General features: G+C 61.3%; 2 protein-coding genes and 2 pseudogenes. 3 read left to right on the top strand and 1 reads right to left on the bottom strand.

Annotation, left to right across the window (positions count from 1 at the left end):
• Positions 1-176: 176 nt before the first annotated feature.
• Positions 177-983 (top strand): annotated as a pseudogene (gene istB, locus ABH939_RS32520) (IS21-like element helper ATPase IstB).
• 131 nt (positions 984-1,114) lie between these two features.
• Here the strand turns inward: istB and ABH939_RS32515 are convergent.
• Entirely contained in the window at positions 1,115-7,951 is a 6,837-nt protein-coding gene (locus ABH939_RS32515) for a hypothetical protein (RefSeq protein ID WP_404650716.1), read from the bottom strand.
• A gap of 107 nt (positions 7,952-8,058) precedes the next feature.
• On the opposite strand from ABH939_RS32515, the gene ABH939_RS32510 reads away from it, so the two are divergent.
• Together ABH939_RS32510 and ABH939_RS32505 are read left to right on the top strand one after the other, a co-directional pair.
• Positions 8,059-12,246, top strand: coding sequence for a hypothetical protein (locus ABH939_RS32510; protein ID WP_404650715.1), 4,188 nt, complete (start codon positions 8,059-8,061; stop codon positions 12,244-12,246).
• Positions 12,247-12,356: 110 nt separating this feature from the next.
• Positions 12,357-13,364: pseudogene (locus ABH939_RS32505) on the top strand (IS481 family transposase).
• Positions 13,365-13,566 lie beyond the last annotated feature (202 nt).

Here is a 13,566-nt window from a genome sequence, read left to right as displayed (position 1 = left end):
CATGCGCCACTGCAGAACCAGGAACGAGCACCGAAAAGGCGACAGCGATGACGAACACGAAGAGACACCCCGCAGTGATCGACCTACTCGGCGGCGCACCCCACGGCGCAGGCGCGGACACGGCCACAACAGTCACCGCACCCACGCCTCCGACAGCGCCGAAAGAAGGTCCGAGAATGGTTCGTCCACCCGCCGTAGTTTCCGCCACGTTGCGCCGCCGGGGTTTGACTGAGGAAGCCGCCACCGCCGCAGTCGATCAAGCCTGCCGCCGGCTACGACTGCCCACTATCCGTGCCGTCGTCGCCGATGCCGCCACTGCCGCCCGCAAAGACCAACTCTCCTACTACGGATTCCTCGCTGAACTGTTGCTTTCCGAATGCGACGACCGCAACCGCAGGAGTGTGGTGCGGCGGATCAAGGGAGCGGGGTTCCCTCGCGAAAAGTGGCTGGCCGAATTCGATTTCGATGCCAACCCCTACATCAACCCTGCCACCATCGGAACCCTCGCCACCGGCGACTGGATCCGCAAAGGGCAACCCCTGTGCTTGATCGGAGACTCCGGAACCGGGAAATCACATCTGCTCATCGGGCTCGGCGCCGCAGCCGCCGAACACGGTTTCCGCGTCAAATACGTCCTCGCGACCCGGCTGGTGAACGAACTCGTCGAAGCCGCCGACGAGAAATAACTCGCGCGCACGATCGCCCGCTACGGCCGAGTGGATCTGCTCTGCATCGACGAACTGGGCTACATGGAACTCGACAAACGAGGCGCAGAGCTGCTCTTTCAGGTGTTGACCGAACGGGAAGAAAAGAACTCCGTCGCCATAGCCTCCAACGAATCGTTCTCCGGCTGGACGAAAACATTCACCGACCCCCGGCTTTGCGCCGCCATCGTCGACCGGCTCACCTTCGGCGGCAACATCATCGAAACCGGCACCGATTCTTACCGACTCGCACACACCCGAGCCCAACAATCAGCCTGATCCACGCACAAGGTGGGTCTGCGTCAAGCCGCCATCCTGGACCTGAGTGGGATTGACATACTCAGACAGGTCTACACCAGCCAGGGGATCGCTCGCGCGGACCGTATGGGAATGTGTGTCATTCATGTGAACTACTTCGACGCTAAGACGATCGAGGTGTCGTTTGTCTGGCGGAGCGCGCCGGATCCACCAAGGTGTCGTCGCATTTGCAATCGGGCGCCGAATCGCTTTTCCAGTGAAGTGACGAGGTCAGGACGAATCAGTAGTGCCGTCCCGATCAGCCGCGGGTACGACATGTGGTAGTCGCTGTGGGAATAGTCGGACCGCCACGTGATCAGCGCGATCGCTGGCCCGTACTTGTCGTCGAGGACCAATTTGCCAGTCGCTCGCAGATCGAGGAGCTGAACCAATTCGGGTGATGGCGCCAGCAAGCGATCTGGTAGACCCAGACCCGCAATATCGTCCACATAGCCGCTGCCGATCTCTGCGCGACACGCGAGTGAAATTGGGTCGTTCTCGTTGATGATCACCCGCTTGCGGGGTTCAAACCATTGGCTCACCGATACCCTGCCGAGCGGTGGGTTCAGGTGCGCTGCGAGTTCGATAGCCGGATAGAGTTCGGCGCCGGAAATGAGAATGCTCATCATGTCCGGTTCCGACGACCCCATGCGGTCTGAGCGTGAACGTCGCTTCTCTTCCGTTGCGAGGGTGACCCAGTCGGCGTACGGCGCTCCGTCACCACAGTCGCGAATCTTCGTGTCGTCGCTGAGGCACGCGACGATGAGATCGTCCCCTACGTACGTTCCGTGGATCTCGTCCTGAGGAGCTTGTGTCGGTTCGTCGGGGGCTTCGGTGGATTGCTCACTACTCGATGAGGACGTTCTCGAGTTGGAAGCGGCCCCTTGTTTCACCGAGGAGTGGGCGCCGGATGATGAATCTTCCCTGATCGTTGCGGTTGCGGTGGTGATGCGTTCCCACACCGCGTCGCCAGGGCCGGCGGGTCGATCCATGTTCGGGCGCGGCACCCGGGTCGCCTCTGTCAGTAGGGGAAGCTGACTATGGGCGATTCGCGTCGCGACTTCGTCCTCCCACTCGATCGGGTCTGCCCTTGTGACACCGCGGGTGGCGAGTTCGGCCCGGGCGGCACCTGCGACCTGCTGCATGGCGGCCTCGGTGATATGAACGTTAGGGAGGACTGCATCCGGCCATCTCTCCGTTGCACCACCTAGGGATCGGAGAATCCGTCCGACCTGGTCTCGAAATTCCTTACCTTCTGCCTGCTGTGCGACGGTCTCGAGCACAGCATCTGCGTAACCGTCTATGGTGTCGTCCATACGTGACACGCGGTCGTCTGCTATTTCGACGACTATCGAGGCTGCCTTGCGCATGCGTCGAGTCACCCCAAAAGCTGGTACGGGGAAACAGGCGGGGTCGGATGGGCCAGCGTCTAGCACTGTTCCCGCTGAAGTAGAAGAGAGTCGGCGCGCGTGAGAACGGATGCCTAGGTAGGGGCTTCGCATCAATTCATGAAGTTCTGCCGCTGCCCCATCGAGCAGGAATGGGGCGGTTCGATGCAAATCGACGAGTTCGGTGAGAAGCCACGTCAAGGTCGCAACATTGTTCAGTGCCTTGAGAACTGACGGAAGCGCACGCCGAACTGACTCGGGCGCGACTGCTGCGACCTGCCTGATCGCCGTTAGGGTCCTACGCTTGTCCTCCCGGCCAGGTTGTGCCAGACCTGCGAACGTCGCGAGCACGAACGCGTCGGAAAGCTCCGAGTCCGTGAACTCCGGGCGGGCGGGATCCGGCGCCGTATACCGTACGGCGGTCCCGTCATCGCCGACAGCTGGTGCTCGCGCGTCGATGATCGTGAACGCCTCATCCCACACGCTCACGGCAGTGACCTGGGGCTCCTCCGAACCGGTGGGAAGTGCGCCGTCGAAGAGGGCGTAGATCAGGTTCTGAGTGATTCCGATCGTGCCGAACCGTGCCGACGCGACCGCCGAGCTGATCGCCTCCACCAGGATCTCCCGGGTCGCCGCGGCGTCCAGGCGGTTGGCTTCATGTAAAAGTTCCATCGCATCCCGCCCGCCGAATCGCGAAAACCCACCCCTGCTCCGTGCCTGCGTCCAGGCGAGCGCATATGCCTGGGCGGCCGGTCGGCGGTAGCCGTCTTCGCCTGCTGTCGCCAGCACTGCACCGATGCTGGATAGCAACTTGTGTGAGCCTCGTATGTCGTCCAGGTTGGCAAGACTGCGCAGGGGAGGGAGGACTTCTTCGGGTCTGCCAGCGTCGACGAGTTGTTTCAGGCGCTCGACTATCGCCTTCGCGACGGCGTCGAAGCGGGTGGGGGACTGCCCGTTGGATTCTTGTTCGTGCTTGCGCCAACCCCGCACCAGGTGCGCGAGACCCTGCGGCCCATCCGGTGCGGTCGCGACAAGCGTCGATATCTCGTGTTTCTCTGGGTCATCGGCGTCGGCAGATGGTGGATGCGTACCAACCACTGCCTTGGCATCCGCTGTTGCGATTGCCACCGGATCCGACGAATGCGCCGTCGCGGTGCCAGTCGTGATGGGTCGGAGGCCAGCAGCCGATGCAATGGCATTGAGCGATTCGACGTGCGCCGCCAACTGCGGGTCAGGCTCCGCCGACCACCATGGGCAGATCTCATCGCCTCTAGTCAGGGATTGTCGAAGCAACACCTGCGCGGTCTCGTCGGGCAGGTCGGCCAACGACGCAACCATCTCGAGGTACTGAGGCTTACGGGGAGCTGCACTCAGGGTGAGTGCGAGGGCAGCTGCAAGACGTGGATCGACCCTGTCGGAATGCGCATCCCAGAGATTCTGCCGCATCTCCTGAAATGCGGATGGATTGTCGCAGTCCTCGAGTAGACGTACTGCGAGCATTTCCGCGTGGGCGCGCGGGTCGGCCTCTGCGAGCTCCGCCCACCAAAGAGTCGGCGCGTGAGCGGTTTCTCTCGTGTCCGAGTGACGCCATACCCGGTAGCAGAGTGGTAGGAGCCACTCGAGACGGGTTCGTGCCTGAGACCTGTCGCAGTTGGTAATCGTGGTAACAGGTTCGAGAATCTCGAAAATCGTTATGTCTTTGTGGAATCCGTAGCCAAGGAACAAGGTGCATGCCTCGGTCCACAGGGCGCGGATATGCTGTCCGACAGGCGGTGAGGATTCGACATCAGCGGTGCACGATGCGTCCGTTTCTCCATCTGAATCAGTTCGGGTGTGCTCTTGCGTGCCGCCGTCCGTGAGTGTTTCTCGCCGTAGTTCGAGGCGTGCGGCCATCAGTTTGTACTCGGCGATGTCAGAGTAGTAACGCCCGGTAGAGCGTTCATTGAGCTCTCGGTCGATTAGTGCACGCGCATAGTCGAGTTCGGCGTGGGGCGCGGAATCGATGGCGAGCAGAAGCAATTTGTCCGGCGGTAGGAGTGATCCCATCTCGCCTTGCAAGCTTCTGTTGACCGCGAGACTGACCTCGAACAGCAGATCTATGCCGGGGCGCCAGTGGTCTTCGTCGAGTAGCGAAACGGCATGTTCGATGCTCGAGGCAATGATATGGCGGGCCCAATACAAGTCAACGGCGCGCGGTGATCCGGCATATGGGCGAAGGTCATCCTTCAGATGTCCCATCGCTGTGTAAGCGAGTGCGCTCTGCTCCTGCGGAACGCCTGCTTCGGCACGGACGAGACCGATCTGAAATTTCAGCCAACCTCTGTACCAGCCGTCACCAGTAATGGCGGCTTCAGCAGCATCCAAGCTCAGCGGGTCGTGGGCCACCGCGACGAGCAGGTCAACCCAGCGGCCCAACTGGTGCTCATCGCTCTGGACGCCGCTGGTGGTGTCGAGCAACAATGCGCGCGTTGAATTGGACACCGGATCGGCAGAGAGGGGCACCCCGAGAGTCTTGAGTCGGTGCATCTCGCCCGGTGCGGCGCCGAAGTGGTGTGCCTTCATGGCCCATTCGAGGGCGCCGCCGTTTGCTGTCGACATCGCACCGGCGCGGATTTCTTCGGCGATCGCAAGGCAATACGTTCCGCGGTTCGCCATTCTCGGCTCCAGGCTCACCACCATCGTCTCCTCTAGTGTCGTACGCAGTACGTCGACGAGGTCGCGGGTTGAGGACAGGTCTGGATTGTCCCCGGCCCACTGGATCGCGAAATCAATGAGTTCATCGAGCTCGGTCCGTCCCTCCTCAGCCGCTGGCTGAAGTGCCGGACCCGGCCCCGGGTCTGGGGTGCTGCCGTTCTCCGGAGCATCGGTGTCGTTCGGTCCCGCATCGATGGAGGGAGGTTCGCCCTCATCGGTCGTGGTCGCCACGGGTGGTTGTTGGTCGCCGGAGCTGGCACGGGCGAGGCGCAGGCGCCCGCGAAGTACAGCAAGTTCTACTTCGGGCTCGATCCGGGCTGGGTATTCGGAGTCGTCGAAGTGCTCTCCGTGCCAAAGTTCGAGGTACTCGTCCCACGGTGGGATAACCCCTAATTGGTCGAGTCCTGCGCACATGATGATGCCATCGTCCGCGCCCACGACGGTGCGACCGTCGTAGAGCAATCGCTCAGCTGTGGCATCCGGTCCTAGGAGTGCCACTTGCACATCGAGGTACCGAGCGAGAATGGGCGTGAACCGCTCCTGCTCGTATGCTTCGACGGCTCGGACCAGTTCGACGAAACGGGCAATTGCCGGCCAGTCTCCGGTCTGTCCTGCACTGTGCACGGCTGTCGCCAGGTTGGTGCGAATGGCTGCGGCCGAAAAGCCGCCCGCTACTGCGTGTACGGCGAATTCACGGTCAACCAGTGCGATGACACCTTCGTGGCGTCCGATATCGCGCAGTATCGGCAGCAAAGAGTTGAAGGCTCGGGCATCAGTGAACAGGCCCTGTGTCAGGAGCCAGGTAGCAACGGATTGGAGGCGGAACTGTCGCGTCTCGGGATACTCGTCCATATGCCGTCGCAGGAACCGAGCGAAGGACTCGTGGTAGATCCTCAGTCCGTCGCCTGGACATTCACGGAGGACGGGGCCCAGAACGGTCAACGCCGCGTCGATTCTGTGTTGCTGTTCGGGCGCGATCTTCTTCAGTTCATCAGCAGTGAGCGGAAATTCGATTAGCGCCATCACATCGGCGGCGGCCTGGCCACCTACGTCGAGGATTGAAGCGATATGGGCGTAGTAATCCTCGATCGAGCCTGTATACGCGGGTATCTTCCGGATGCGGTCGGCTGCGGAAATGCTGCCCGAATCCGGCCGCTGCGCTTCCCGGCACAAGTAGGTGGCATAGAGAGGATTTCCCTGGGATCGGGCGTACAGCGCATCGGCGAACTCGTCCCATTCATCGACCTCGTGGGAGGACGCGGCAGCAGGTACCAGCCCAGATGGCGTCGCCGAACCCATAGACCCGATACGCTTGGCGAGCGCCGCGGTCTCAGTCCGATCCATCGCAGGCGCCGCCAGCGTGATCGCGTCGGCACCTAGTAGCGGACGCAGGTGGGTGCCCGGCTGGCTGAGGACTACGACGACGCAACCTGGTGGAGGCGCGAGATTCGCCAGTTCCGTCGCGATGGCTTCAGTAGGATCGATCTGGCCAGGTCTATTTCCTAGGACCCGAGTGACGTGGTCGATGCCGTCGACGACAAGCGCGACGGGCTTGCCAGTTGATTCCACGATGCTGGCGACAGCCGCCATCAGCGCGTCTTCGTCTGCACTAAGTAGTGGACGTTGGCTGCGAACGCAGTCTGGGTGAGCTGTGGCTAGCCGGTCGAGAAGGCTTCCGAAGATTCGTTCCGAAAGCACTCGATCGCCGCGCTCGACGTCGGTGTCGTTGAGGTAGCAGTAGTGCTCGGCGACCGTCCAATTGCGTTCATCGAGTGCGCTCAGCAGTTCGTGACTCAACCATGATTTTCCCTGTCCCGGGGGGCCTTCCATCACCACGAATCCGCCGGACTGGGCAGCGACGGCGACCTCGTCCGCGAAGGCAGTTGCCATGTCCGTGCGCGGAACGAGCGCGCTACTGTCGACCGGCGTTCGCCGTGCCACGGAGCCGAAGTCTGTCCGGAGAGCGGTCACACGAAGGAGTTCGCGTCGTTCGAGCGGCTCGTGTGTGCTGCGAGCTTTGGAGGCGGCGTGGATGAGGGCGACGGCGACATCGACCGGGGAGCGATGACCGTTCGGGTAGTCGCCGGCACCAAGTTCTCGTCGGATTCGGCGCAGCAGCACCTCCTCCATCGGTCCGGGCGCGCGTAGGTCGCTGCTCATCGCGGGCGCGCACGTCTCGATCGTCAGTCGCTCACAGATCCACTCAAGATCGGCACGATCTACCGCAAGGTCCCCCTGGCGCAGAAATTCGAAGGCATCGCCAGCTTTGCGGCGTCCCGATCGTGGTCGGTGAACACCAGCCCAGATCTTCTTCGCGTCGAGGGTGAAGCGTTCGGTGTCGGTGCCTTCGAACAGCGGCCCCGGGTCGGGGGCAGCAGCAGCAAGCACTTGCTTCAGGATCGCGTCGTCGCTGGAGAGATCGCGGAGATAGATGCGAAACGTGGTCTTGTCCGCGATCTGCGGGTGCGTTGCGCGTTCGGCATTCGCGGTCTTGACGAGTTTGTCCAGCCTGAGATCTCTGTCGTCGCGAACGAATGTATCGACCTCAAGGACCTTCGGGCTTTGTTGGTGCTTGATCTGCCGACGCGTTCGGCGACCGTCGGCATAGGTCGCGGTCAGGTCATCGAAGACATCACCGTCGGCCAGCTTCGTGTCCACCAGAACCGACGTGACGGTGCCAAGCAAGACATCAACGGCGCATATCGCCGTCACCAGATCCTGATAGACATAGCCGGCGTGAGCGCCTCCGAGATCACTCATTCGCTTATAATCCCCCTTCTCACAAGATTCCCGACGATAGCAAGCTGAGCTTCTCAATCGGCGGTTCGGAGCACGCGGTGCGGTCGGTGTAATGCGTTTGAATGACACGAAGAATCAGCGCGGCCGGAGAGTCGGACGTCGAGGTCACTTGACGGGACGGCGCGGCGACTCGTCACACGACCTACATCACCGGAAACCGCACTAGGCTGCCATCCGTGGGTTCAATGACCGGTATTCGTCTGCGCGACATCCGCGCACATGAAGGTAGCCAAGCGCGTGCATGGGAGGAACTCGCCTATCAGCTGAGGCCCGCCCCAGGTGACGGCCACGTCGAGACCCGCAAGACCCGAGCCCCCGACGGTGGCGTGGAATGGTACGAACTCTACGCGGACGGCCATCAAGAGGGGTTCCAGGCAAAGTTCAACGAAAGCCTCGAGGACGCCCTTGGGGGGATGCTGGAGTCGGTGAAGACGGTCGCCGCGAAGCGTCCGAATATGACCCATCTGACCTTCATCGTTCCGTACGACTTCACCGATGCGGCGTCACCGAAGTCCAAGTCTGATCAAGATCGCTGGGACGACGCGGTCGAACGTTGGAAGAACAATGTCGATGGTGCTGCTCGACTCACCTTCGGGGTCACTCGCGCCGGCGACACCGTTGATGCACTGTTGCGCCCGAACCACGCCGGCCGCCGCGCCTATTGGTTCGGCGAGGTCGAACTCACCGCGAACTGGTTGGCGCAGCGCTGGACGGAAGCTCGCAGCGTAGCGGGTGACCGCTACACGCCGGAGGCTGATACCGCATCCAGAGTGCAATCTGCCCTTGATGCGGTATGCGCCGGCGAACCGTTCCGCGATCGCGTCAACGATCTGATCACGCAGACCGAGCTGGCCTGCCGACAGGATCGGGGGATCTGGGATGAAAAGTGGCGGGACGTCGCGGATCAGTTGGCGGCGTTGCAGCTCGTCCGTGAACGTTCCCTTGAATCCACGAACCGTGAAGGGGATGATCTCTCGATCTTTGAGATCGACTTCGAATCGATCTCCGAATGTGCTGAGAAACTCGTCGCGATAGCCCGCGACTGCTCGATAGGACTGCCGTCCTATAACCAGCGAGATCTCGATCGCGCGCTGACAGCTGCGGATGCCTTGAGGAGATTCGCCAGCGGCCCGTTGCCGAAGCTCTACCGAGCCCGGGCGGTCGCAATTGAGGGCCCCGCCGGGCAAGGTAAGACTCACACGTTGATACACGGAACCAAGCTCATGCTGGATTGTGGGGCTCCCGCGATAGTAGTCATGGGGCAGCGCGTCAAGAACGACAACTGGTGGCCGGCGTTCTCCGGTGCCCTCGGAGGCCTGCAGGGGACGAGCGATGACTTTCTGCAAGCGCTCGATTCACTCGCTGAAGCCAACGGTGGTCGGGCTGTCATTCTGATTGACGCTCTCAACGAGGCGCAGGACCCACGCATGTGGCGAAATGAGTTGCCAGCGCTCGTCACCCAGGTACGCAACTACCGCCATCTCGCGCTAATAGTCTCCTATCGCACGGATTATCGCGACGTCATTGGTCCTCCATCCGAGCTGCTGCGAATCAATCACCCAGGTCTTGCAGGGCATGAAAGGGAGGCATTGGCCTCGTACTGTTCGTTGTACAAGATCCCTGTCCCAACGCACGCTTCGTTGGACTCAGACTTCACGAGCCCCCTCTTTCTGCGGATGTACTGCGCCGTCATCGCCGGCGGAGTGGGAGATACCAATGATCCGCCGAGCAGAAGCACTCTGTTCGCACGTTTCGCCGAACTGCAGTCCGGCCGAGTTCGCGACCACTTGCAGCTACCGCCGACCTCCACAGTGGTCGCTGAAGCGCTCAGCAAGATGGCCGACCACCTGCTCGCCTACCGCGGACAAGCAGTGGCGCGCTCGACCGTCGAGCCGGCTCTCGATGCGTTACTGCCAGGACGCCTCTGGCCCGACACTTTATTCGGCAGGCTCGTCAGTGAGGGGCTGGTCGAGGTGCGACCGGATTACGACGGGGTCGAATCGGTGTCCTTCCCGTTCCAGGCTTACTCCGAGCATCTACTCGCTGACCGTTTCCTGGAGCTCGCCGCGAACAGACGTCCCTCGCGGATCCCACGGACCTTTGTGCGAATCCTTCGTCGCCCGAAAACCACGCTGCACCCGGTTGTCGCGAAAGAACTTCGCGACAACCAATGGCTCTGGCGTGTCATGAGCGTGCTCCTGCCCGAGAAACACAACGTCGAACTCATCGATCTCTTACCGGACCACGCCACCGACTACCGGATGCGCGAGTCCACCCGCGAGAGTCTGATCGAGAGGACCGCCTCATCCTTCAGCGCGCGTGCCCTCGCCCTGTTGGACGGCGAATTAGACTTCGACGATCAAGGGTGGGTCGATACTGTACTGTCACTGGCACCCCGGATCGCACACCCAGCCAACAGTGACTGGTTGCACTCACGTCTATCGGCCCAAGTGATGGCCGATCGGGACGCCACGTGGTCAATTGACGCATTTCAGCTAGATGACTACTCACCGGCGTTCACGCGACTCGCTGCCTGGGCCGATGACGGCGCTCCAACTGCGCCGATCGAGCAAGTTCGCCTCGTCACCCTCGCACTGATGTGGCTACTGACCTCGCCCAATCGGTTCCTGCGCGACCGAGCGAGCAAGTGCCTCGTGGCGCTGCTTGCTCGACATCTCGCAGCAGCAGAGCCCCTCCTTGCGGCTGCTCAAGAGACTGATGATCCCTACGTACAGGAACGGGTGCTGACCTGCGTCTACGGCGCGGTGATGGTCGGCGGTGACGACGACCTCCCCGCGACCACGCATGTCGTGCACGCCCTCCAGAAATGGCACGACACAGGCCTTCCGATCCACGCCCTAGCGCGGGATTCCGCTCGCGGCGTTGTGGCCTGGGCCCACGGACGTGGAGTGGCGAATCTTGCACTCTTGGAGAGCTTCTCACCAACCTACGGGGCAGCTGCGCCCTCCGAGCCGCCGACGGCGGAAGAACTCGAGGAACAATACGGCCACGTAAAGGACAACGACGGTCATATCGTCGACTGGCGTGCCGGGTCGATCCTTCTCTCGTGCCTAGATTGGTACGGCGACTTCAACAAATATGTCGTCAAATCTGACGTCGAATTCTTCAGCCGGTACCCCCTATCTGGGCAACCCCCGACGGAAAAGTACAACGACCCAAACGGTCAAGTGGACGCGGACTGGGCTGGCAGATGGATCGCGAACCGGGCCATCGAACTTGGCTGGACCTCGGCTCGCTTCGACGAGTTCGAGCGTAACCATGACCTACGCAAAGGTAGGGACGGACACAAGGCCGAGCGTTTCGGGAAGAAGTATCAGTGGATCGCACATCATGAGTTGCTAGCTCGACTCGCCGACAATTTTCATCCCGCGTACGAAACGTGGAACCCGGATCCGATGGTCTACAAGGGACCGTGGCCGTGGTACGGACGAGACTTCGACCCAAGCCTGCCCCCGAGCGTCCGGATCGGAGAGTCGAACGTATGTAAGGTCGAGTACCGGGAAGGACACGTCTGGGCCGGCCTCACCTCGCCAACGCTCGACCCCTTGGTCCCTGCCAAGGAATGGGTGGCGAAGGTTGACGACCTCCCGCTCACAACGTCGGTATTCGAGCCCACCGACGTCGCAGGTCGCCGTTGGATTGCGATCCACCGCTATTCCACGTGGGACCGTGAAAACTCACAGCGCAAAGGTATTTCGAAGCGCGAACTCGATGTTTTCTTTTTGCAGTTTTCTTGGTTAGTGCCCCCGGGACAGGGGCAGAGGTTGCACGATCTCATCGTCGAGCGCGGACTGAGCGGGCGGTGGATGCCTGACACCAAGCGAACGCATACCCAGTACCTCGGGGAACAGCAATGGGCGCCGATCGTATTCACCGAATCGCATGTAGATGACGAGCACGACATTCCTTCTCTGCTTCGTGATCGAGGGCTCGAAGTGCGACCAGCGGTTGAGCAATACCTGTGGGAGGGAAACGTCCTCGATTGTTCGCTAGATACATCGGTCGACTTCTACACCCCCACGAGCGAACTCCTCGGAAACGCCCGGTGGGTCGGACACACAGCCGAGTGGCGTGCCAACGACGCGGTCATTGCCAAAGCGATCCGAATTGAGGATGGAGAGAATGGACAGGATGTTTTGCTCGTAGATCCCGATTGGCTCGACGGGAGGCTGCGAGATCTAGACGCTGAGCTGGTCATTGGCACACTGAGTGAGAAGCACGCGATGTCCGAAGACGACGATGACCTTCGCAGTATGGCTTTCTCAGACATCTGGTACGTCGCGGCTTTCAGCCCTGGCGGACCGGATCATCTCACCGGCCCACTAATCAAAGTCCGCGACTAGTTGTTGTGGGTATGGACGTTGATGACGCGGGACTGAAGTAGACGGGCTGGTCCTCGGCGTAAGAATGGGAGTTGCGACACAACCGTTCTCGACCAAGAAGGACCAGCCCTGTGACACACCGTAATGCCCCCTTGACTGTCGAGGGAAGACGACGCCTGATCGAGCGGTGCTAGAGCCGTCCGATCGCCCACGTAGCCGCCGAAATGGGTATCTCCCGCCAATGCGCCTCCACATGGGTCAACCGGTACCGCAAGTACGGTGACCCGGGATTACAAGACCGATCCAGCGCACCGAAGCACCACCCGACCGCCACAGCGGCAGAGGTCGTCACCGAGATCGAAGCGATGCGACGGACCCGGAAATGGTCGGCCTCACGGATCACATTCGAGCTGCGCACCGACGGCATCACCATTGCTCGTCGAGAGGTCACGAGAATCTTGCGGGACCTCGGTCTGAATCGTCGCCGGTTCATCGATCCGAACGGCGAAACCACCCGAAAACCGCAGGTCATCGTTGCGAAACGACCTGGTCAGATGGTCCATGTCGATGTGAAGAAAGTCGGAAGAATCCCGGACGGCGGCGGTTGGCGTGCCCACGGCCGCGGGTCCGACCAGGCGAAACGATCCCAACGGCGGAAAACCCGAGCGAAGCAACCTCGGATCGGTTACACCTACCTGCACTCCGCGATCGACGGCAACACCCGTTTGGCGTACACCGAGGCACGCGACAACGAAACCGCTGCAACAGCCATCGATTTCATGCACAACGCCCGACTCTTCTTCGCTGCACACGGCATCACCCGTATCGAACGCGTGATCACCGACAACGGATCATGCTATCGGGCAGCATATTTCACGTCTTCACTCCGCGAGGCTCGGCACTACCGCATCAAGCCGTACACGCCGAAACACAACGGGAAGGTCGAACGCTACAACCGCATCCTCGCCGAAGAACTGTTGTACTCCCGTGAGTACACCAGCGAGGAGCAACGACGCACCGCCGTGGAAATCTGGAACGTTCACTACAATTATCACCGACCGCATTCAACACGCGGAGGACGACCGCCCGCCGCTTATCGCCGGCACCGCGTAACTAACGTCCGTGCCTCATTCAACTAGGTTCGACCGTCGTTCCCACCAACAACCGAACGAACCCCCACAGAATCCCGAAAAGGATCCTCACTGGAGGGTGAGGGCTGGAGGAACATTCCGTCAGGGCGGAGGGCTGGTTGGGCCCCCGTTAGCAGTCCAGCACCTATGCGATAGCTAGTTGGTTTTCTTGAGTCCAGTTTTCCCAGTAGCGGTTTGGCGTCATGCCATC

The organism is Rhodococcus sp. 27YEA6, from assembly GCF_044908235.1.
Classification (GTDB): Bacteria; Actinomycetota; Actinomycetes; order Mycobacteriales; family Mycobacteriaceae; genus Rhodococcus_F; species Rhodococcus_F qingshengii.
This window is presented reverse-complemented; position numbering and strand designations above follow the sequence as displayed.